The sequence below is a fragment of the uncultured Thiocystis sp. genome (assembly GCF_903866365.1).
In the GTDB taxonomy this organism is placed as follows: Bacteria; Pseudomonadota; Gammaproteobacteria; order Chromatiales; family Chromatiaceae; genus Chromatium.
Map to the genome: position 1 here is coordinate 18,091 of NZ_CAIPNF010000054.1, position 22,005 is coordinate 40,095.

Genomic DNA, 22,005 nt, shown 5'->3' on the forward strand with positions numbered 1-22,005 from the left:
CATCGATGATGTCTTGCGCCGGCTGAATCATCAGGTATGCTTTCGGAACCGCACCCGTATCGACGGGTCTCATACTCGGTCACCACCCAATCGTTATTTGCTCAAGCGAGGAATGAACCACATGGCTAATCCAGGTATTTCAGTCGTCCGTGACGCCCAAGGGGCGATCTCGGCCAACAAAGTCCTCAAGAACACCTATCTGCTGCTGTCCGCAACGCTGGGATTCAGCGCGCTGACCGCCATGCTGTCCATTGCGCTGGCCATGCCGGCATGGACCTATCTGGCGTCCGTGATCGTCTCGATGGTGCTCGGGATTTTCGTGCTGCCCAGAACCGCGAATTCCGCGTCGGGCATCGGGGTGATTTTCCTGGTCACCGGCCTGCTCGGCTTTGGACTCGGCGCCATCCTGACCCAGTATCTGGCCCTGCCGAATGGACCGCAAACCGTCGGTCTCGCCTTCGGCGGCACCGCCACCATCTTCCTGGGTCTGTCCGGTTATGCCCTGACCAGCAAGCGCGATTTCAGCTTCATGGGCGGCTTCATCTTCGCTGGCATGATGGTGGTGATGATCGCGATCATCGCTAACCTCTTCCTGCAGATGCCCGCGCTGTCGCTGGCCATCTCCTCCGCCATCATTCTGCTGATGAGCGGCTTCATCCTGTTCGACACGGGCCGGATCGCGCGGGGCGAGGAAACCAACTACATCATGGCGACCTATGGCATCTACCTGAGCATCTTCAACATCTTTATCAGCCTGTTGCAGATTCTCGGAATCATGGGCGGCGACGATTGAACGACCGCTGACGCATGACCAAAAACCCCGGCCCCGCGCCGGGGTTTTTATTTCACCCTGGAGGACAGCATGGAATTGTTCCTGAAGATCGCCGCCGCCGCGCTGCTGGTGCTGATGCTTTTCTACCTCTGGCCCGTCTACAAGCACTGGCAGGAGAATGGCCCCAAGGCTCAGAAAGGCGACTGGCAGGCGGTTATCCTGCCGCTTGGCGCCGTGGTTCTGTTTGTTATCGTGTTGATCATGGCGGTCCGCTGAGAGCGGACAAACCCCCAAACTCGCGCGCATTTCAACGGTCACTCTATCGCGCGGAGCGTTTGTCCATCCGAGCAGACACGGCTATGCAGCGGCGATACCGGTCAGCGTCCGCGCGAAAACAGCCGATCCAACTCGTCGTGACTGACCCGGACCCAGGTCGGACGACCGTGGTTGCACTGATCGATCCGCTCGACCGCTTCCATCTCGCGCAGCAACGCATTCATTTCGTCCAGGGTCAGGCGACGATTGGCCCGCACGGCGCCATGACAGGCCATGGTCGCCAGCACGGCGTCGATCGCCTCGTCGACCCGCCCGCTGCGACCGTGCTCGGCCAGATCCGCGAGTAGATCGCGCACCAGGCGCTCCATGTCCGCCTGCCGCAACAGGGCCGGCACTTCCCGCACCACCAGGCTGTCCACGCCGAGCCGCTCGATCGTCAGACCGAGACGGTCGAGCGTGCGCGACTGAGTCTCCAGCAAGTCGGCCTCGCGTGGACTGACCTGGACGGTCAGTGGCAGCAGCAGTGGCTGACGGACCAGTCGTCCATCCTTCCAGGCGGTCTTGAGCCGCTCGTAACCGATGCGTTCGTGCGCGGCATGAATATCCACGACGATGAGGCCGTCGGATGACTGCGCGAGCAGATAGACACCGTTGAGCTGCGCCAGCGCATAGCCGAGCGGCGGGATCTCGGGGTCGCCATGTGGGACAGGCGTTGCGGTGTTGGGCAAGCCGGCGTCGGACAGCGGTCGCTGAAAGGCTTGATCGGCCCGATAGCGCCCGCGCGTATCGCCAATGCCGAGCGACAGCGTCGACGGGCGCGATGGCCGGGAGGCCACGCGGACATCCGCTTCAGTCCGCTCGCCCTCCCCCGCGGGCGCTGACAACCCGCCGAAGGTACCGGCGGAGGCCGGCGACGCGCCCAGGGTTCCTTGAGACAGACGACGTTGCAGCGACCGAAACAGGAAGTCATGCACCTGCCGGCCTTCGCGAAAGCGCACCTCGTGCTTGGCCGGATGGACGTTGACATCGACCAGCCGCGGCGGGATCTCCAGAAAGAGCACGTAGGCCGGATGGCGGCCATGGTGCAGCACGTCGCTGAATGCCTGACGCACGGCATGCGTGACCAGTTTGTCGCGGACCATGCGCCCGTTGACATAGAAAAACTGCTGATCGGCCTGACTGCGCGAAAAGGCCGGACGCATGACCCAGCCATGCAGCCGCAGATCCACCGCCGATTCGTCGAGCGCCAGCGACTGGGCGGAAAAGCCGTTGCCCAAGAGTCGGTCCAGGCGATTCAGGACGCCCGCCGCATTCCCGTTGGCCGCCGCGAGGTCCAGCACCGAACGCCCGTTATGGCGTAACTGGAATCCGATGTCGGGTCGCGCCAGGGCAATGCGGCGAACGACCTGTTCCAGATGACCGAACTCGGTCTTGTCGCTGCGCAGAAATTTGCGGCGCGCGGGCGTATTGAAAAAGAGGTCGCGGAGATCGACGCTCGTCCCCACCGGATGGGCGGCGGGACGCGGATCCTCAACCTGTCCGTCGGCACCGACCGTGACCTCCCAGGCGCGGCCATCGTCATCCGCCGCAGCCTCGGAAAGCGCGGCCCGCGAGGTCAGAGTCAGACGACTCACCGAGGCGATGCTGGGCAGCGCCTCGCCCCGAAAACCGAGCGTGGCGACCGCTTCGAGATCCGCCAGATCCGCAACCTTGCTGGTCGCGTGCCGCGCGAGCGCCAGGGCGAGCTGATCGCGCGGGATGCCGCGACCATCGTCGCGCACCCGCAGACGCTTGACCCCGCCCTGTTCCACCTCGATGTCGATGCGTCCGCAGCCCGCGTCCAGACTGTTCTCGATCAACTCCTTGACCACGGAGGCGGGACGCTCGACGACCTCGCCGGCGGCGATCTGGTTGACGAGATGACTGGAGAGGAGACGGATCGGACTGAACATGAAACCGCTGAAAACAGGCCCGGCGGTGCGCGGCACGTTCGCTCAGGAATCCTTGGGAATCGCGAGAACCTGACCGGCGTGAATCATATCGCCTTCCTCAAGTCCATTTTCCGCCCTCAGCGAGGACAGACTGACCCGAAGGCGCTTGGCGATCCCGGACAGGGTATCTCCCGAGTTGACGACATACCCGCGCGTCTCGGTGGGGCGACTGCTCGCCGAGGCCTGAATCAAGGGTACCTTGGTACTGGCCGAGCGCGTCGAACCCGCCGTTGTGGGTGCGACCGAGGCCACGGTCTGGAGTCCCCGTGGCGGGTATTTTTTGAGATATGCCTTGACGCCCGCGTGAATGGCTTGGGCGAGCCGCTGCTGATGAGCATTGCTCTTTAATCGCTTTTCCTCGTCCGCGTTTGAAATAAACGCGGTTTCGACCAGCAACGACGGGATATCCGGTGATTTCAGCACCACGAAACCGGCCCGCTGGACGTCTTTCCGGTGCATGTCGCCGACCGCTCCCAGATAGGAAAGCACCGCGCTGGCCACCTCGGTGCTGTGCTCGATGGTGGCATTCTGAGTCATGTCCAGGAGCACGGTCGCGAGTAGATCGTCGCTGGCCGAGATGTCGACACCGCCGACCAGGTCCGCGCTGTTCTCCCGGTCGGCCAGCCACATCGCCGCCTCACTGCTCGCGCCGACATTCGACAGGGTGTAGACGGAAGAACCATGCGCATCGGTATTGTTAAAGGCATCGGCATGAATCGAGATGAAAACGTCCGCCTTGTGCTCCCGCGCCTTCTGGATGCGTTGACGCAGACCGATAAAATCGTCGCCATCGCGGATCATCAGGGCACGCATCCCCGGCTCTTTATCGACCAGGCTGGCGAGCTTGCGGGCAATCGCCAGGGTGACATCCTTCTCGCGGGTGCCCGCGGGTCCGAGCGCGCCCGGATCCGCTCCGCCATGTCCCGCATCGATCGCAATGACGGCGGTCCGCAAGACACCCGTCCTGGGCGCCGTCGGAGAAGTTGCCGTTGCGGTTGAAGCGGTCGTTCGGTGCAGGTCATCGCTTGAGTTGGCGTTCCCCTTCGGGATCAGGTCGACAAACAGCCGCTGTCCATTGCCATCCGCGGATGGCGTTGAAAAGCTCTTGATCCGAACCGGATGCTTGAGATCGAGGACGATGCGCAGATCCGCCTGATTGCGCACGCCGTTACGCAGACCGATCAGGGTCGGATCCTGGGTCGTGGCCTCGGGCAGCTTGCCGACCAGATGAGCGTCCGCGATATCGATCACCACCCGATCCGGGCCATCCAAGGTAAAGACCTGATGGGAAACCGAGGTCGTCGTCGCAAGAATCAGACGTGTCTTCCCCGCCTCGGTCGAGACGCCCGTGCACTCGACCGACGCCGGATCACCGGCGACGGGCAAGGAGATCAGTAGCAGAAGAAGGACGATGAGCCTGTTCACGGTGCCGTCTCGGTGCAATCTCAAGAAACCGCGTCAGCGACGACGCTTGCTGGTTCGGGCGAGGCCGGGCCGATGCCCCGACAAGGCGGGTCATCCCGGACGCCGTCTTATTAAGATAGCAGTTGCGCGGATATCTTTCCAAGATGAATCCGACGATTAGGAGCCTTTTCTCAACTCGTTTTCAGGGTTTGTCGCCAATGTGCAACCTCTGTCACGCGCCGGCATTCTCCGCATCGATCAGCGCGGAGACGATCGCGCGACCTTCTGCGGTCCCGCCCGACAGCGTCAGGCGGCGTCCCTCGGCGAGAGACTCGATCATGATCCGCAGATCGGCCGCCGGCAACATCCCGACACCGCGATCCGGCCATTCGATCACCCAGAGTGCGTTCTCGCCCATGAGATCCCGCAGTCCGAGGTATTCCAACTCCTCCGGATCCGCCAAACGATAGAGATCCAGGTGATAGACCGGACCGCTCGACACCTGATACGGCTCGATCAGGGTATAGGTCGGACTGCGCACGGCACCGCGCTGACCGAGCCCCCGGAGGATGCCTCGCGTCAGGGTCGTCTTGCCGGTGCCAAGATCGCCTTCCAGATAGATCACGCAGGCCGGTGGCAGTAAAGCGGCGAGACGCGCGCCAAAGGCAAGCTGGGCCTCCGGATCCTTTAAGCGAATCTCCATCAAGCCTCCTCGATGCCATTGCCGACCGCCCGTAAAGAATCGACGATGTCGCCGGCGATCAGTCCACGCTCGCCCTGCAAGGCCGCGCGATCCCCCGCCGCCGCATGCAGACAGACCCCGGCGCGGGCGGCATCCTCCGCGTCCAACCCTTGGCCGCGCAGGGCCGCGATCACGCCGGTCAACACATCGCCCGAACCCGCCGTCGCCATCCCGGGATTGCCGTCGCTACAGACCGCCGGCGGACGCGGCGCATCGCCCTGAATCAGGGTACCGGCGCCTTTGAGCACCACCACGCCGCCAAAGCGCCGCTGAAGTTCGTGGGCGGCGCGCGGACGATCCTGCTCCACCTCCGACACGCAGACCCCGAGCAGCCGCGCGGCCTCGCCGGGGTGCGGCGTCAACACCCAATCCGATCCCCTCGCCGGCGTCTCGGCGAGCAGATTGAGCGCATCGGCATCGACCACCAGCGGTTTCGCGCTGTCTTGCACGCTTTGCCACAGCCGCCTGCCCCAGTCCGCGCGGCCCAATCCAGGCCCGATCGCGACGACATCCGCCCGCGCGATCAAGGGTTCCAGCGTTTCCGGTCCAGTCACTGCGCTCACCATCAGCTCCGGACGGTTCAGGTTGAGCCAGGCCGCGTGATCGGGATGCGTGGCGACCGTGACCAGTCCGGCCCCGGCGCGCAGCGCCGCCTCGCCCGCTAGACGCGCGGCGCCCGACATGCCGGGGGCGCCGCCAACGATCAGCACATGCCCGCAGTCGCCCTTATGGGCCGTGCGCGGACGAGGTCCGAGCGACCGCCTCTGCTGGTCCCAATCGATGCGACGTAGCGAGAGGATCTCGCGCGCATAGACCGCGGCCGGGATGTCGAGCGCGCTGAAACGCAGGTCGCCGCGACAGTCCGGCCCATCCCCGAGAAACAGCCCCGGCTTGAGACCGATGAAGCTGACCGTCGCCGAGGCGCGCACCGCCACGCCCAGCGCACGGCCGGTATCGGCCTGCAACCCCGAGGGGAGATCGAGTGCGAGCACGGGCGCTCGTTGGTCGTTGATGGCCTGGATGGCCTCCGCCCAGAGGCCCTCGACCGGGCGTTCCAGGCCAGTCCCGAGCAAGGCGTCGACGATCAGATCGGCATCGCGCGGACATCCCCGATACGCTTCAGGAATGCCACCTGCGGCACGATACGCCGCACAACTCTCGGCGGCCTCCCCGCGCAGACGCTCCGTCTCGCCCAGTTGCAGCACACGCACCGATAGGCCATCGGCGAGCGCCAGCCGGGCGACGACAAAACCGTCGCCGCCATTGTTGCCGACACCCGCCAGGACGGTCAGCCGCCGCGCCTGCGGCCAGCGGGCGCGGAGCATCCGATAGGCGACGGCCCCGGCGCGGTTCATCAATTCGAGTCCGGCGATGCCATATTCCTCGATCGCGATACGCTCCAGGTGACGTATCTGCTCGGTGCGATAGAGCGCATGAGGAAGGCGATTCCTGTCTGGCATCAAGCGTATCATTCGATCAAGCACTCCGATTTGGGCTCTCGCATGTCAATCAGGCGGCCTGATGCAGGTCGCGGTCAAACGCCGGAGCAAACGTGAAATTGCCCACCCCCCAGGCCCCGCTGTCTCCCCGCCACCTTGCCGAACCGATCGCTTCGGCTCGGACACTGGCAACTCGCATCAAAAGCTGGGGCCGGCAACTGGGATTCCAGCAGGTCGGCATCACCGACACCCATCTTGAACAAGCCGAGTCGCATCTGCTCGCCTGGCTCGCTGCCGGATATCAGGGCGACATGGAGTATATGAGACGACACGGCGTCCGGCGCTCGCGCCCGGCGGAGCTGGTGCCAGGCACCTTAAGCGTCATTTCGGCGCGGATGGATTATCTGGCCGAGTCGCCCGAAGCCCCGCGGCAGGCGCTGGGCGATCCGGCGCGCGCCTTGATTTCCCGCTATGCGCTGGGGCGAGATTATCACAAGGTTCTGAGACAACGGTTGCAACGCCTCGCGGAGCGGATCCAGACGGACGTCGGACCCTTCGGTTATCGGGCGTTCGTCGATTCGGCGCCCGTGCTGGAAAAGCCATTGGCCGCAAAGGCCGGGCTGGGCTGGATCGGGAAACACACCAACCTGATCCATCCGCGCGCCGGATCCTGGTTTTTTATCGGCGAGATCTACACCGACCTGCCGCTCCCCAGCGATGCGCCAATCCAGAATCATTGCGGCCGTTGTCATGCCTGTCTGGACATCTGCCCGACGCGGGCCATCGTCGCCCCTTACCAACTGGACGCGCGACGCTGCATTTCCTACCTGACCATCGAACATCGCGGCAGCATCCCGGAGACGCTGCGCCCACTGATCGGCAACCGGATCTATGGCTGCGACGACTGTCAGCTCGTCTGTCCCTGGAATCGCTTTGCGACGCCCACGGCCGAGACGGATTTTCGTCCTCGTCACGGCCTGGATACCGCGACCCTGATCGAGCTCTTCGCCTGGGATGAGGCGACCTTTCTGCGACGCACCGAGGGCTCGGCGATGCGGCGGATCGGCCATGCGCAATGGCTGCGTAACCTGGCCGTCGCGCTCGGTAACACGCCGAACGCTCCCGAGGCGAAAAACGCGCTTCGCTTACAGGTCAACCACCCGAATCCGCTCGTGCGGGAGCATGTTCAATGGGGATTGAACCAGCGCAATGGGTGATGCCACGCAATGGCCGGTCAACCGTCGCCGCGATCAATGCGGGTGGATCGAACTCATGTCGGGGAAGACGGGATGCAACCAGCTTGTTTCGGCGACACGTTTTTTGATGTAAGCGAGTTGCCCGGCGTTGAGATCCGTTTTCCACTTCGGCGCTTTCTCGTCGACCTGTCTGAAAAAGTTCTTGGTTTCGCTGCCAATCACATGGATTTTTCCCATGTCCATCCATTGTTCGACGGATCCTTCTCGTTCCGGCACGCCCATGAATCGATCAATTTCCTGAAGCACTTGCTCCGGCTTTTTCGTCAGCTCCTCAAAGGTGACCAGCAGATAGTTTTCCGGACCCAGAATCTCTCGATATTCGTGGGCGCTCGCGTTGTATCGGAACCAACCGTTGACGATGCCATGATCGTGACGCTGTTTTCGCTTGAGGAACGAATGAAGATACGCATTGGGGTTTTTAATCAGGTGAACAACCTTGGTCTCCGGGAATATCGTGCGCAAGAGTTCTAATCTTAAAAGGGTTTTACAACCGTCGAAGTAATGGCTGTAATCACCGATTTTCGCTAACGCAGCCATGAAAATTTTATTTTCACGATAATAATCGGAGAGTACCCGCAATCTCGCCGAATCGGGTAGCGACCGAAAGAGAGGAACCCACGCCGCCTTTCTGGAGAGACTGATGGCGTTTCTATTGGTGCGCAGAAAATCGAAAATAGGCGTTGGATTGGATGTCAGCCATTCAAAGTCTGCCCCTGAAGTCCGCATCCGGTTTTCGATTTCAAGCCGTATCGGACACGTATAGGATGGACTCGCGCCACAGGTACAGCGCGTATCGTCAAGGTCGACGAACTGATAATTGTAAGTATCGCCGAACCCGATCACATTCGGATGTGAACACACCAGCATACTTAAGAGTGTTGAGCCGGAATACGACGACGATAAAAGCACTACATTTTTCATAACCGAAGAAGTCCTATTGGCACAAACGTTGACTCAATCGTCCTTTTCCGCACGATGGTCGTGCTCGGTATCCGGGCGGCGAGGCTGATCGAGTTCATCCTCGTCCATCAGGATCCGCTGCCCGTCGCCATCGAGATCATCGAACTGCCCGCTCCGGGCGGCCCAGAACAGGACGGCGACGGCGGCGATCCCCAGAATCAACATGCCAGGTATCAAACCATAGATCACGTCCATTGCTTCAACCTATCTCTGAGGGAAACACAACATCCTCCCAAACCGATGCCAAAAACCGCTTGAGCGATTTCCCGATCGCTCAAGCGGTTTTTTGGAATGCACGAATCCGCGCCGAATTCGCGATCACCGCCAGCGAACTGACCGGCATCGAGACGGCCGCGATGAGTGGCGTGACGAACCCGGCCATGGCGAGCGGCACCATGACGAGATTGTAAAGGATAGAGATGCCGATGTTCTGGCGGATGGCCCGGAGCGTGCGCCGGGAGAGTTCCGCCGCCTCGGCGACCCGTTCCAGCTCGCTCGACATCAGCACGATGTCGGCGCTCGCGATGGAGACATCGGTGCCGCTGCCCATGGCGATGCCGACATCGGCGCGCACCAGCGCCGGGGCGTCGTTGACGCCATCGCCGACCATCGCGACCCGCTGGCCCTGGCACTGAAAATCCGCAATCACGCGATCCTTATCCTCGGGCAGCACCTCGGCGATCAGATCGATATCGCCAAGCTGGGCGGCGATGCGCTCCGCGACCGCGCGGCGATCGCCGGTCAGCAGGGTCACGCGGATGCCCTGCCCGCGCAAGCGTCCGACGAGGGACGCGGCACCCGGTCGCAGCCGGTCCTGAATGCGCAGCCGGAGCACCTCGCGGCCGTCGACGGCGCAATGGATTTGGCCCGCTTCATCGTCCCTCGCCGCGCGTTCCTCGCGCTCCGCCGGCGCCATGACGATGCCGTTGCGCATCAGCCAGTCTCGGCTGCCGATCGCGACCCGCGCCCCCTCGACCCGTCCGCCAATCCCAAGTCCAGGCGCGACCTCTACCGCATCCACCGCCACGCCGGCAAGACCGATGTCGGCACGCGCGCAGAGTTCCAGAATGGCGAGTGCCGCCGGATGCTCGGACAGTCGCTCCAGCGCGCCGAGTTGGCGCAGCAACCGATGCTCGTCGTCGGTGAGGGTCGGAACGGTTTCCCCGCCCCACTCCAGTTCGCGCCAGGCCGCGACGGGCTGCGTCGTCGGAACGACAAGCAGCGAGGCGCCCACCACCACCGGCCGGCCTTCGGTCAGGGTGCCGGTTTTGTCGAACACGAAATGCCGGATCGAGGACAGCCGTTCGAGCACCGCGCCATTCTTGACGAGGATGCCGCGTTCGGCGCCGCGCCCGGAGGCCACGGCAATCGCCATCGGGGTCGCCATGCCGAAGGCACAGGGACAGGTGATGATGAGCACGGCGGTCGCGGCCATGAGCGCAAACTCAATATCCGTGCCCATCCAAAGGATAAAGGTCAGTGCCGCGAGCCCGAGGGTCGCCGCCACGAACCAGGGCACGATACGATCGGCCAGACGCTGGATAGGCGCGCGGCTGGCCTGGGCCTCTTCGACCAGCCGGATGATGCGCCCGAGCGCGGTTTCGCGCAGCAGACCGGTGATCCGCACGGTCAGAACTCCAGCCCCGTTGATGGTTCCCGCCGACACCCGTTCGCCCTGGATCTTGGAGACCGGGCGCGATTCGCCGGTCAGCATCGACTCGTCCACGCTGCCCTGGCCGGCGATCACCTCGCCATCGACCGGGATGCGCTCGCCGGGACGCACCAGCACGGTTTCGCCGATCTGGAGCGAACGCACCGGAACCACGGCCTCCTCGCCCTCCCGGAGACGAGTCGCGACCTTGGGCTGGAGATCGAGCAGACGCTGGGTCGCGGCGACCGCGCGCCGCCGCGAAATCGCCTCCAGATAGCGACCGACCAGGATGACGAAGAGAAAATTGACGACCGTGTCCCAGTAGACCGCGCCAGTCGCCGATCCGCCAAAGGTTTCCCCCAGGGTGACGGCGAGCGAATACAGATAGGTGACGGTCACGCCGATGGCGATCGGCAGATCCATGCTCAGATGACCGCCGCGCAGACCCGACCAGGCGCCTCGGTAAAAGGGCGCGCCGGAGTAGAGGATGGTCGGCGTGGCCAGCAGAAAGCCGATCCAGTGGAAGAGTTCGCGGAATTCGCCCCGGTCGGCGCCGCTGTAGAGCGCGATGGAGATCCACAGCAGATTCATCATCGCAAACCCGGCCCAGGCCAGGCGAAACAGCAGGCTGCGGTTCTCGCGGCTCAACGCGCCATCGGCGGAGTCGGGATCGAAGGGGGCGGCGGCGTAACCGATGTCGGCCAGCCGCTGGAGAATGCGCGAGAGTTGCAGACGCCCGTTGTCCCAGCGCACGCGCAGCCGCCGCCCGGTGAGATTGACCCGCGCATCCTCCACGCCGAGCAGGGTTTCAAGCCCCTTCTCGATCAGCCAGACACAGGCCGCGCAGTGGATGCCCTCGACCAGCAGATTGATCTCGCGGGCCTTCGAGGCGACATCGGTGAACTCTTCCTGAACGGCGTCCAGGTCATAGAGTGCGAGATTTTTCGGCGGATCCGGCGGCGGGCCGAACACGTCTCCCGCCGGGGTGCGCCGGTAAAACCCCTCAAGACCGGCGGCATGGATCGCCTCGCACACCGCCCGGCAGCCCGTGCAGCAGAAGGCGCGCGCCTGTCCGGCGATCATAGGCGCCATCACCTGCGTCGCTGGCGTGACCGGCAGGCCGCAGTGAAAGCAGACAGCGGCTGGTTCGGCCAGGGTCATTTTGTAGACCTTCTTGTCTTCACGACGCCGGCTTGATCTTCATCAATAGATTTCCGCTCGATGCGGTGGCAGGTTCTTTCAATATCTCGGCAATTACCAGATCATCGGCCTCCACGCCAAACACCCCGCACAACCCCTTGAGCAATGCATGATCATCCAGTTTATCCAGCGCCTGCACCGCCGCCAACTCATCCTGCAACCGGCGCGAAGCCAGCCACTTGCCCAGCAAACCGCTGCGAAAATGATCCAGAATCTCAATGGTGAAATGCTCGCGCAATTCCTCGATGTTCTTCACTTTCACGCCATCGATGGGCAGATCGAACTTGATCATTTTCATGTCTTTTATTCGGTTAAAAAATCGCAATCCAGCGGCGGTCAATGCTGTACTAGTGTACGCTGTTGCATTCAGAGAGTTCGTCGATCATGCCGCGCCAACCCAACCGACGAAGTTCAGGGCCGTCGCTGGGATGAGGAACGAACCCCAGCAGACACCGATGTCGATGCCGGGGAACTGCTGGCGCTGGCTGGTGGGTAGAGACAAGGTATTGCCTTTTCTCTACGCCGCGCTGTTCCTTTGGGAGGCGAGCGACACACGGAAAATCCTGACGTTTTGTCAATACAAGGTCGAAAACCGATGAAAAGCCTGCATCTGACAACCCGTATTGCCGCCGATGGTATGTTGCATCTTCCCGCAGTCGAGTTTGCCGGTCAGGAAGTCGAGGTGATCGTGTCGCCGCTCGTGCATGAAAGCATGTCGCCGTCACATGTCCTGATCGGCCAGGAGGCGTTAAACAAGGCGAAAGAGATCGGTTTTATCGGCAGTTTCGAGGCGGAGCCCGATTTTTCCGCGACCTATAAAAACAGACTCGATTGGTCGAACAAACGGTGATCATCGCCGACACAGGCTTTTGGGTTGCGTTGGGGAATCCACGCGACGACCACCACACCTTGGCCTTGCGAACCTTCGCGGCGCTACAAGAGCCCTTGATCTCCACGTGGCCGGTCATGACGGAGGTTTGTCATTTACTTCTCCAGCGCCGAGGGACGATCGCGCAACTTAAATTTATCGAGCTCTATCGGCAAGGCGTTTTCACGGTTTTCGACCTCCACCTGTCTCATGCCGAACGCCTGGATAAACTCATGAATGCCTATGCCGATTTACCAATGGACTTGGCCGACGCCTCTCTGGTTCTACTCGCTGAAGCCTTGAATCACGGGCGTATTCTCAGCACGGATCGCCGAGATTTTCACGCTTACCGCTGGAAAAATACCCAGCCGTTTACGAATCTGCTGTTATAGCAGCGTGATGATCGGCGAGGTGTTGCTGACCACCCTCTCAGGGCATTTCCGTTTGCTGCAATGCGATCAGATCCTGCTCGAACTCGGCGACATCGTAGTGAGGCGAAATGCCTCGACTGGCCAACAGGTGCTGAAAGGTCAGCCAGGGCATGTCCGCCAGCGCAGCGGCCCGCGCCAGCGTCAGACGGTCTTGCTCGAAGAGAAGAATCGCCAACTCGCGCTTGATCTCCGACGGAGTCAGGTGGGTGGCATGGACAATTTCGTCCGGTCAGTCATGGCCACCCGGATCGGTCAATTGCCGTCCACGGTCACCCGCTCGCCGATGCTGTACTCATCCGCGCCGGATTGCACCGCGATCAGGGTGTCCCAGACGCCGATCAGCGGGAAGGCGGCCTTGACGGCATAGCGCCCCCGGTCCTCGCGCGTCATCGGCAGGGAGAAGTCGCGCGCGGCGTCCGAGGGGCGATAGGCATGGAAAGTGACCGCGTCGGCCTCGACCGGTTGGCCGGCTTTGTCGACCAGAACGACCCGCATCATGTCCGCCTCGTCAACTCGCAGTGGCTTCGGGATATCGGCCCGCAGGGTCCAGTTGGGATCGCGCGCCTGACGCGAGACCAGAGTCTGTTCGTAATCCTGACCGCGATCGTAATAGTCGGCATTCACCAGCCCCGGATTGGTGGAGACCGCGAAATAAACCATGATGAGATTCACGATCAGCACCGTGGCCACCAGCCCGAGCCAGCCGATGATCCAGGGATTACGTAGGGCCGGGGTGTTCGTCAATTTGGCTTGCGTGGTCATGTTTATCTGTACCTTTATTGCCGTGGACCAACGAAGACGCTCTCGCGTTCGGTCTCGATCAGAGCGCCGGAAGAACGTGTTGCCTCGGCATGAAAAACGATCGGTTGTTGTTCCGCGGCGAGTGATCGCCTGGGGATCTTGACAAAGACCACCGTTGGCGTCACCCCGCCCGGCTCGGCGATGACGGGTTTTTCGGCACCGACCAGCGTCATGTCATCGCGCCCCGAGACGCTGATCGTCACCGACAGGGGCTCGGGCACTTTGTTCAGGATCTTCAGCGTGTATTTGTTCTGGATCGAGCCATCGCTCAAGAGGACGAACAGCGGGGCGCGTTCATGCAGCGCCTTGAGTTCGATGGGTGCCAGCGCCGTAAAGCCGTAAACGATGCCCGCGAGGGCCAGCAACAGGATGGCGCCATAGACCCAGACACGGGGCCGCATCAACAATGCCTTGGTCGGACGCCCTTCGAGTTCGTCGAGCGAGGCGTAGCGGATCAGGCCATGCGGTCGCCCGACCTTGTCCATCACCTGATCGCAGGCATCGAGACAAAGCGCGCAGGTGATGCAGCCCTCCTGCTGGCCCTCGCGGATATCGATCCCGGTCGGGCAGACCGCGACGCACTGATTGCAATCGACACAGTCGCCGGTGGTGCGATGGTCCTCGGTCTCGCCGCGCTTGACGCGACCGCGCGGCTCGCCGCGTTGCTCGTCGTAGGTCGGGACGATGGTGGTCCGGTCCAGCATCACCCCTTGAATGCGCGCATAGGGACAAAGCCAGAAGCAGGTCTGCTCGCGCAGAAAGCCCGCCAGGATATAGGTGCCCGCCGCGAACAGGGCAACCGTCACATAGACCGTGCCGCTGGCTTCGCCCACGAAAAAAGCCCGCCAGAGTGTCGGGGCGTCGGTGAACCAGGCAACGAAGCTGAAGCCGGTCAGGAAGCCGATCAGGATCCAGAGTGCGTGTTTGATGGCCTTGATACGCAGCTTGTCCAGACTCATCGGTGCCTGATCGAGCTTACGGCGCGCGGGCGGCGGTCCTTCCAGCTTTTCCTCGATCCAGGTAAAAATATCCGTCCAGACCGTCTGGAAGCAGAAGAATCCGCACCAGACACGCCCCACCAGCGCGGTCATGACGGCCAGCAGGATCGCGAAGAACAGCAGCAGGAGCGAGAGCATCCAGAAGTCCTGCGGCAGGACGGTCGCGGAGAAAATATGATACTGACGATTCGGGATATCGAACAGCACCGCCTGACGGCCTTCCCAGCGCAGATAAGGCCCCAGCAGATAAATCAGCCAGACCGAGGCCGTCAGCCATTTGATGGTCCGCCAGCGCCCGGCGATCCGCTTGGCATGAATCGTCTGACCGCCGGTGTTGATCTGCCAGCGATCGGCTTCTTCATAGAGTGCGTCGACGGCGGAGTGCGGTACATCGGGATGACTCATCGACTTGACCATCTTCACGGCTGAACCCTGTCTAACATGACAGGCGTTGGTTTCAGTGATCCCCGTCTCGCGGTCATCGGCGGCAAGTGGCGAGACGCGGTTCAGGCCCATTGGTTCTGCCCACAGGTTACCTTGACAAAGAAGCTTTGACCATGTCTTTTCAAAAATATAAGCGTCTGATTTGCCTTCGATTTAAAGCATAAAAAAAGGGGGATCAAAGGATCCCCCAGCAGGCTTGAACGCCGCGTTATCAGAAGCGACATCAGGATTTATGGTTATCCGCCTCTGCATCGCGGCACTTCAATATCGTCACGCACCCCTACCCGTCGAAGAGACAGGGGAATCGCCTATTTCCCGCCGCCCAGCTCGTGGACATAGACCACCAGCTTTTTGATGTCCTGCTCGCTCAACTTGCCCTGCGCACCAAATACGGGCATCACCGCATTGCGCGTCTCCGCGAGTCCGGTCTGATTGACGCCGTTGAGAATCGTATGCTTGGCGCTGTCGTAACCGCCCGGCTCGAAGCGCCAGATGCCATCCGTCAGGTTCGCGGCGCCGACGGTCACGAACTCGCCGTTTGGCAGATCGACCACATGACCGTTCGCCTGCTGACCATGACAGGCCGTACAGCCTTTCGTCCTGAACAGTGCCCAACCCTCTTCGCTGCCGCCGGCCCCAGCGCTCTCGCTCATCTGCACTACCCAGTTCGCCAGCGTTTCCACCTCAGGCTCCGTCAGGATGGTGCGATGGGCCGTCATCACGCCCTTGCGCCCGCCCGTGATGGTCTCGGCAATCTTGGCGGTTTTGCCGCCATAGAGCCAGTCGTCGTCGGCCAGCACCGGATAACCGGGATTCCCCTGTCCGCCGCTGCCATGACAGGCGGAACAGTTGTCGCCAAAGAGCACCTTCGCGGAGGCCACGGCATATTGCTTCAGGCCCGGATCGGCAATGATCTGATCGGCGGTCATACCGCCGATCCGGTCCTCGAACTGGGCGCGCATGGCCGCCACCTGCTCCAGACCTTTTTCGTATTCCTTGATCTGACTCCAGCCCATGATGCCGGGCGTCGGTTCCTGACCGACCGGCCAGCTTGGATAAAGGATCGTGTAACCGACCACGAAGAGGATCGAGGCCCAGAATCCCATCATCCACCAGCGCGGCGGCGGATTCTCCAGCTCGCGCAGATTGTCGTCCCAGATGTGCCCGGTGTTGTTTTCGCCGGGAAAGGGGTTATTTTCCGCCATCGCTGTCTCCGCTTTGGTCGTCGTCCTCGTCGAACGGGATGTGCTTGCGCGCTTCGAGACGATCCCGGTTCTTGGGACGAAAGACTTGGAAATAAGCCACGATCATCAGCAGGAAGATGACGACGGTGAGGATCGTGCCGATCCAGTCGTTGGTCGTCATCGCCTGCCAGTCAGTGTCGAAATACTCAAGCAGGCTATTCACGGTAGACCTTGGAATCATCGAGCGCGACCATGGTGCCAAGCGACTGAAGATAGCTCACCAGCGCGTCCATCTCGGTCTTGCCCTCGACCAGCGCGGGCGCGGCCGCGATGTCGGCGTCCGAATAGGGGACGCCGACCGTGCGCAGGCCGCGCATGTGGCGCTGCATCTTTTTCGCGCTCAGATAGGACTCGTCGAGCCAGGGATAGCCCGGCATGACGGATTCCGGGACCAGCGAGCGCGGGGCGCGCAGATGCTGACGCTGCCATTCGTCCGAATATTTCTGACCAACCCGCGCCAGATCTGGACCGGTTCGTTTCGATCCCCATTGGAAGGGGTGATCGAACATCGACTCCGAGGCCAGCGAATAATGGCCGTAGCGTTCCTTTTCGTCGCGGAAGGGTCGGATCATCTGCGAATGACAGAGATAACAGCCCTCGCGCTGAAAGATGTCCCGCCCCGCCAGCTCGACGGCGGTGTAAGGCCGCACGCCGTCGCCGGGTTTCCAGTTCCATTGCGTCTTGCCGGCGTCGTCGACCGCGGCGATCACCTCCTTGCCGGCACCATCCCAGACGATCTCGGGGAATTTGGCGTGCTCGAAGGTCTCCTTCATGAAAAAGAGCGGCACGATCTCCACGATGCCGCCCACCGACAGGACCAGTCCCGTGGCGATGATCAGCCCCCAGATGTTGACTTCCAACCATTCCTGAAAGCTCTTGACCTTCGTCTTCGGATAATTCGCCATCTCGCTACTCCCAGGAATCAGGCGGCAACCGCGAGTGCGCGCGCCTTGGTCAGGCTGCCCTCGACGGCGGATTTACGCACGGTCATGAGCACATTGAAGAGCATCACGACCGCACCGAGCAGGAAGATGCCACCGCCGATCGCGCGCATGGCGTAGTAGGGATGCATGGCGTCGACCGATTCGACGAAGGTGTAGGCCAGGGTGCCGTACTCGTCGTAGGCGCGCCACATCAGACCCTGCATGATGCCCGAGACCCACATGGCGACGATGTAGATGACGGTGCCGATGGTCGCGGTCCAGAAATGGAAGTTGATCAGCCGCTCCGAGAACATCTCGGTGTGATAAAGCCGTGTCATCAGGTGATAGATGGCCCCGATGGAGACGCCCGCGACCCAGCCCAGCGCGCCCGAGTGTACGTGGCCGATGGTCCAGTCGGTGTAATGCGAGAGCGCGTTGACGGTCTTGAGCGCCATCACCGGCCCCTCGAAGGTGGACATGGCGTAGAAGGCCAACGCGATGATGAGGAAACGCAGCACATAGTCGGTCCGCAGCCGGTCCCAGGCGCCCGAGAGTGTCATCATGCCGTTTACGGCACCGCCCCAGGAGGGAATGATCATGGCGATCGACACGGCGGCGCCGAGCGAGCCGGTCCAGTCGGGCAGCGCCGTGTATTGCAGATGGTGCGCGCCGAGCCAGACATAACCGAACATCAGCGCCCAGAAGTGGATGACCGAGAGTCGGTAGGAATAGATCGGACGCCCGGCCTGCTTGGGCACGAAGTAATACATGATGCCGAGGAAGCCGGCGGTCAGATAGAAGCCGACCGCGTTATGTCCCCACCACCACTGGATCATGGCGTCCTGCACCCCGGAAAAGATGGAGTAGGACTTGAACAGGCCGACCGGGATGGCGAGGCTGTTCACGACATGCAGATAGACGATCATGATCATCATGCCGAGGAAGAACCAGTTCGACACATAGATGTGCGACGACTTCCGGGTCGCGATGGTCATGATGAAGTTGATGGTGAAGGAGAGCCAGACGACCGCGATCAGGATGTCGATCGGCCATTCCAGCTCGGCATATTCCTTGGACTGGGTCAGACCGAACGGCAGGGTCAGCACCGCCAGCACGATCACCGCGTTCCAGCCCCAGAAGGTGAAGCGCGCCATCTTGTCGCTCCACAACCGCACGCCGCAGGTGCGCTGTACGCTATAGAAGGCGGTGGCCATCAAGGTACAGCCGCCGAAGGCGAAGATGACGGCGTTGGTATGCACCGGACGCAGGCGTCCGAAGGAGATATAGGGACTATCGAAATTCAGGAATGGCCAGGCCAGTTCCGACGCGATATAGACCCCGACGGACGCGCCCACCACCAGGTAGACAACGGCCATGATCGTGAACCAGCGGACAACATCGAAGTTATACTTCTGCTCCAGACTGGCTTGCATAGACCCTCCCAGGGAACATCAGGGAAAACAGTATGTAATTTAAGGTTATAAGGCATTCCGGCCGTCGGGTTCAAAGGCCTCGTTCCCTGGGCGTCGCAAACTGCATCACACTGGATCGCTTATCCAAAGTCAATACGCAGCAAGGCGAATGCCCCCATAAAACCAGCCATGGACGAAGATCTGTTCGACGAGTTGGCGAGACCGAAGATAAGCCGCGCTGGACGACATACATCCCTGGCGCGTGAGGAAACGCTGCGGATTATTTGAAGAAGGAGTCGACCGAAAACCCCTCTTTTTCGAGGATATCCCGCAGACGCTTGAGTGCGTCCATCTGGATCTGACGCACGCGCTCGCGAGTGACGCCCAGTTCCTGGGCGACGCTCTCTAGCGTCGAATATTCATAACCGTGCAAGCCAAAGCGCCTCTCCACGACTTCACGTTGCTTGTCGTTGAGTTTCCCCAACCAATGTTCAAGATTGGCCTGGATATCGGTATCCTGGATATGATCGGACGGATCGCCGGCCGCCTCGTCCTCCAGCATATCCAGCAATGGCTTGTCGGCATCCTTGCTGAAAGGCGTGTCGACCGAGGAGATGCGCTCGTTCAGCCCCAGCATGCGCTTGACTTCGCCGATGGGCTTGTCGAGCAGGTTAGCGATCTCCTCCGTGGTTGGCTCATGATCGAGCCGCTGTCCAAGACTGCGGGCCGCCTTGAGATAGATATTGATCTCCTTGACGACATGAATCGGGAGACGCACCGTGCGGGTCTGATTCATGATCGCCCGCTCGATGGTCTGGCGAATCCACCAGGTCGCATAGGTGGAAAAGCGAAACCCACGTTCCGGGTCGAATTTTTCCACGGCTCGGATCAACCCCAGATTGCCTTCCTCGATCAGATCGAGCAACGGCAAGCCGCGGTTCAGATAGCGACGGGCGATTTTCACGACGAGCCGCAGATTGCTGACAATCATGCGCGAGCGCGCGGCATTGTCGCCTCCCTGGGCCAGGCGCGAGAAATAAATTTCCTCCTCGGCGCTCAGGAGTTTGGATTCGCCGATTTCGTTGAGATAGAGCCTGGTAGCATCGAAATCGCCATCCCCCGAACTGAAACGTTCGCTGGCTGGCGCAATCACATCGACGCTAGGAACATCGACCTCGTCGGGCTCGACCGCCTCGGCCATGATCGGTTCGGAATCCTCATTGAGCAGCAACAGCGATTCGCTGTCGACTTCGATCGGATTCTCGTTTGCCTCCAGGTCTTCGACGATTGGCATCCACATCTCCCTCCGTTCATTTAGGACGGGCTTAGTTTCGCGGGGGCAGGTAAGCGATCGGGTCGACGGCCGTGCCGTCGCGGCGGACCTCGAAGTGCAGTAAATGGGTCCCTTCGGCCCCCTGACCAACCTCCGCCACCGCCTGACCGCGTGTCACGGGATCCCCCTCCTTGACGAACAGCGAGCGGTTGAAGCCGTATGCACTTAAATATCGGTCATTATGTTTGATGATAATAAGGTTGCCATAACCCTTGAGTCCACCGCCGCTGTAAACCACCCAACCGTCCGCGCTGGCTCTGACCTGCTCGCCGGCGCGCCCACCGATACGGATACCCTGGCGGGTCCGGTCGCTGGCTTGGAACCCTTGAAGCAGCGGACCGCTCAAGGGCCATTCCCAAGCGATTCCGGTTGACTCGGGTCGGCGGCTGGGGGGCTCTGAGCGCGTAGCTCTCGCAACGGCGGCCACGGAGTTCGCGCCACTCTTGCGGGGCGATCCTGGAGTGGCATCCGGTTTTCCGGTTGGCATCACCGCTTTCTTGGCAATTCGTCCGGGAGTTGCGGACCGTCCGTGAGTTGCGGCATCCGGCGGCGCAACGCGCAGCAAGGTATCCGCATAGATGAGATAGGGCGACTTGAGTCCATTCCATTTCGCAAGTTTGCGTGCACCGATTCCGAGTCGCTGCGCGACGATGCTCAGACTGTCGCCCTTGCGCACACGGTAGAAACCGTCGGGCGCCGGCCCCTGCCAATTCCAGCCATACACTGGCGCGGGGGTCGTGGAACTGCAGCCGCCAAGGATGAACGACCCCCAGAACACCATCGAAAGGGCAAGCAAAACAAGCCTTTTTTCGACACCCATGAACCCATTTATCCTGACTGAACCGCGTCTGATCCAGCGGTCATGCATTGATGGCAATCCGGCCAATGCGTCAAAACCACGCAATCATTCATACGCGCGGTTGCGTTGCGATCAAGAAATCCCCGTCAGCAAAGGCGCGAAACTCGCCATCACCCGCGTGCCGCCAACCAGTGGCCAAGCGTCTCTAGCGCGGCGTGCCGGGTCAGATCGACCTGTAACGGGGTGATCGACACGAACCCATTGCGCACGGCATCGAAATCCGTTCCCGGCCCGGCATCCTGCTCCGGCCCCGCGGGTCCAACCCAGTAAATCGTCCGACCGCGGGGATCCCGCGCCATCACCACGGGCTCTGCCTTGTGTCGATGCCCCAACCGGGTTGCCACGAATCCCTTGAGATCCTCGTAAGGCCGATCCGGCACATTCACATTCAGGATGATGCTCGATTCCAGCGGATTCACGCAGAGTCGGGAAACCAACTGCACGGCCACTCTGGAGGCCGTCTCAAGGTGCCGGGGCTCATGAGAGGCAATGGACACCGCCATTGACGGCAGTCCAAGAAAGCGCCCCTCGGTCGCCGCCGCGACCGTGCCGGAATAGAGCACGTCATCGCCCAGATTTGGTCCATGATTGATCCCCGCGACCACGAGATCGGGATCGGTTTCGGACAAACCCGTCAGCGCAAGATGGACGCAGTCGGTCGGGGTTCCATCCACCCGGATATATCCATTCGCCATCCGCGTTGCCCGTAGCGGAAGATCCAGGGTCAGCGAGTTGCTGGCGCCGCTGCGGTCGCGCTCCGGCGCCACCACCACCACCTCACCGAGTTGTTCGAGCGCGTCGGCAAGCGCAATCAAGCCCGGCGATTGATATCCGTCGTCGTTACTGACAAGGATCTTCATAGAGACGCGACCTGATCAATGCGCGGGGACAATGTCGCGATCATACCCAATTGAAGGTCGGCGAGCATCCCGCCCGCGTCGGCAGCCACACACGCTGATATCAGGAAACCGTCAGCCAGAATTTCAACGGAGCAACAGGGT

General features: G+C 61.6%; 23 protein-coding genes. 5 read left to right on the forward strand and 18 right to left on the reverse strand.

From position 1 onward, the window contains the following. Window positions 1-121 precede the first annotated feature (121 nt). A complete protein-coding gene (locus QZY07_RS03115) occupies window positions 122-793 on the forward strand; it encodes a Bax inhibitor-1/YccA family protein (protein ID WP_295399638.1) in 672 nt (223 codons plus the stop codon). A gap of 69 nt (window positions 794-862) precedes the next feature. Beyond that, window positions 863-1,048 (forward strand): hypothetical protein, encoded by a 186-nt coding sequence (locus QZY07_RS03120; protein WP_295399639.1) that lies wholly within the window; start codon window positions 863-865, stop codon window positions 1,046-1,048. A gap of 101 nt (window positions 1,049-1,149) precedes the next feature. Here the strand turns inward: QZY07_RS03120 and mutL are convergent, their stop codons facing one another. From mutL to QZY07_RS03140, 4 genes are all read right to left on the reverse strand, one after another. Further along, a complete protein-coding gene (gene mutL, locus QZY07_RS03125; RefSeq protein WP_295399691.1) occupies window positions 1,150-3,000 on the reverse strand; it encodes a DNA mismatch repair endonuclease MutL in 1,851 nt (616 codons plus the stop codon). Between the two features lie 42 nt (window positions 3,001-3,042). Continuing rightward, window positions 3,043-4,464, reverse strand: a complete 1,422-nt coding sequence (locus QZY07_RS03130; protein ID WP_295399640.1) for an N-acetylmuramoyl-L-alanine amidase — start codon at window positions 4,462-4,464, stop codon at window positions 3,043-3,045. A 211-nt stretch (window positions 4,465-4,675) separates the two neighbouring features. Further along, window positions 4,676-5,146, reverse strand: coding sequence for a tRNA (adenosine(37)-N6)-threonylcarbamoyltransferase complex ATPase subunit type 1 TsaE (gene tsaE / locus QZY07_RS03135; RefSeq protein ID WP_295399641.1), 471 nt, complete (start codon window positions 5,144-5,146; stop codon window positions 4,676-4,678). Beyond that, entirely contained in the window at window positions 5,146-6,645 is a 1,500-nt protein-coding gene (locus QZY07_RS03140) for an NAD(P)H-hydrate dehydratase (protein WP_295399642.1), read from the reverse strand. Before QZY07_RS03140 ends, tsaE begins: the two co-directional genes overlap by 1 nt. A 146-nt stretch (window positions 6,646-6,791) precedes the next feature. Between QZY07_RS03140 and queG the strand changes: the two genes are divergently transcribed. Beyond that, on the forward strand, window positions 6,792-7,841 hold the full coding sequence (queG, locus tag QZY07_RS03145) for a tRNA epoxyqueuosine(34) reductase QueG (RefSeq protein WP_295399693.1): 1,050 nt from the start codon (window positions 6,792-6,794) through the stop codon (window positions 7,839-7,841). A 33-nt stretch (window positions 7,842-7,874) separates the two neighbouring features. Here the strand turns inward: queG and QZY07_RS03150 are convergent, their stop codons facing one another. The 4 genes from QZY07_RS03150 to QZY07_RS03165 all read right to left on the reverse strand — a co-directional run bounded on the left by QZY07_RS03150 (window position 7,875) and on the right by QZY07_RS03165 (window position 11,989). Further along, window positions 7,875-8,801: a sulfotransferase gene (locus QZY07_RS03150; protein WP_295399643.1), complete on the reverse strand. Its 927-nt coding sequence runs from the start codon at window positions 8,799-8,801 to the stop codon at window positions 7,875-7,877. Window positions 8,802-8,834: 33 nt separating this feature from the next. Further along, a complete protein-coding gene (gene ccoS / locus QZY07_RS03155) occupies window positions 8,835-9,035 on the reverse strand; it encodes a cbb3-type cytochrome oxidase assembly protein CcoS (RefSeq protein ID WP_295399644.1) in 201 nt (66 codons plus the stop codon). 79 nt (window positions 9,036-9,114) lie between these two features. Continuing rightward, on the reverse strand, window positions 9,115-11,652 hold the full coding sequence (locus tag QZY07_RS03160) for a heavy metal translocating P-type ATPase (protein ID WP_295399645.1): 2,538 nt from the start codon (window positions 11,650-11,652) through the stop codon (window positions 9,115-9,117). 19 nt (window positions 11,653-11,671) lie between these two features. Continuing rightward, a complete protein-coding gene (locus QZY07_RS03165; RefSeq protein WP_295399646.1) occupies window positions 11,672-11,989 on the reverse strand; it encodes a hypothetical protein in 318 nt (105 codons plus the stop codon). Window positions 11,990-12,286: 297 nt separating this feature from the next. Between QZY07_RS03165 and QZY07_RS03170 the strand changes: the two genes are divergently transcribed. After that, window positions 12,287-12,541, forward strand: coding sequence for a hypothetical protein (locus QZY07_RS03170; protein WP_295399647.1), 255 nt, complete (start codon window positions 12,287-12,289; stop codon window positions 12,539-12,541). After that, on the forward strand, window positions 12,538-12,951 hold the full coding sequence (locus QZY07_RS03175; RefSeq protein WP_295399648.1) for a PIN domain-containing protein: 414 nt from the start codon (window positions 12,538-12,540) through the stop codon (window positions 12,949-12,951). The genes QZY07_RS03170 and QZY07_RS03175 overlap by 4 nt, the downstream gene beginning before the upstream one ends. A gap of 37 nt (window positions 12,952-12,988) precedes the next feature. Here the strand turns inward: QZY07_RS03175 and QZY07_RS03180 are convergent, their stop codons facing one another. The 10 genes from QZY07_RS03180 to surE all read right to left on the reverse strand — a co-directional run bounded on the left by QZY07_RS03180 (window position 12,989) and on the right by surE (window position 21,864). Then, window positions 12,989-13,210 carry a UPF0175 family protein gene (locus tag QZY07_RS03180; RefSeq protein ID WP_295399695.1) on the reverse strand — a complete coding sequence of 74 codons (222 nt, stop codon included), beginning with the start codon at window positions 13,208-13,210 and terminating at the stop codon, window positions 12,989-12,991. A gap of 32 nt (window positions 13,211-13,242) precedes the next feature. Further along, window positions 13,243-13,752: a FixH family protein gene (locus QZY07_RS03185; RefSeq protein ID WP_295399650.1), complete on the reverse strand. Its 510-nt coding sequence runs from the start codon at window positions 13,750-13,752 to the stop codon at window positions 13,243-13,245. 14 nt (window positions 13,753-13,766) lie between these two features. Continuing rightward, window positions 13,767-15,194: a cytochrome c oxidase accessory protein CcoG gene (ccoG, locus tag QZY07_RS03190; RefSeq protein WP_295399696.1), complete on the reverse strand. Its 1,428-nt coding sequence runs from the start codon at window positions 15,192-15,194 to the stop codon at window positions 13,767-13,769. Between the two features lie 347 nt (window positions 15,195-15,541). Next, the gene (gene ccoP / locus QZY07_RS03195; protein WP_295399652.1) at window positions 15,542-16,438 is read right to left on the reverse strand and encodes a cytochrome-c oxidase, cbb3-type subunit III; all 897 of its coding nucleotides are present in this window, start codon (window positions 16,436-16,438) and stop codon (window positions 15,542-15,544) included. Continuing rightward, window positions 16,425-16,640, reverse strand: coding sequence for a cbb3-type cytochrome c oxidase subunit 3 (locus QZY07_RS03200; RefSeq protein ID WP_295399654.1), 216 nt, complete (start codon window positions 16,638-16,640; stop codon window positions 16,425-16,427). The genes ccoP and QZY07_RS03200 overlap by 14 nt, the downstream gene beginning before the upstream one ends. Continuing rightward, on the reverse strand, window positions 16,633-17,382 hold the full coding sequence (gene ccoO / locus QZY07_RS03205) for a cytochrome-c oxidase, cbb3-type subunit II (RefSeq protein WP_295399656.1): 750 nt from the start codon (window positions 17,380-17,382) through the stop codon (window positions 16,633-16,635). Before ccoO ends, QZY07_RS03200 begins: the two co-directional genes overlap by 8 nt. Before the next feature lie 17 nt (window positions 17,383-17,399). Further along, complete coding sequence (gene ccoN / locus QZY07_RS03210; protein ID WP_295399658.1) at window positions 17,400-18,833, reverse strand: cytochrome-c oxidase, cbb3-type subunit I; 1,434 nt, start codon at window positions 18,831-18,833, stop codon at window positions 17,400-17,402. 259 nt (window positions 18,834-19,092) lie between these two features. After that, window positions 19,093-20,106: an RNA polymerase sigma factor RpoS gene (gene rpoS / locus QZY07_RS03215; RefSeq protein WP_295399660.1), complete on the reverse strand. Its 1,014-nt coding sequence runs from the start codon at window positions 20,104-20,106 to the stop codon at window positions 19,093-19,095. A 31-nt stretch (window positions 20,107-20,137) separates the two neighbouring features. Further along, complete coding sequence (locus QZY07_RS03220) at window positions 20,138-20,965, reverse strand: peptidoglycan DD-metalloendopeptidase family protein (protein WP_295399662.1); 828 nt, start codon at window positions 20,963-20,965, stop codon at window positions 20,138-20,140. Between the two features lie 149 nt (window positions 20,966-21,114). Continuing rightward, a complete protein-coding gene (surE, locus tag QZY07_RS03225) occupies window positions 21,115-21,864 on the reverse strand; it encodes a 5'/3'-nucleotidase SurE (protein WP_295399664.1) in 750 nt (249 codons plus the stop codon). Between the last annotated feature and the right edge of the window lie 141 nt (window positions 21,865-22,005).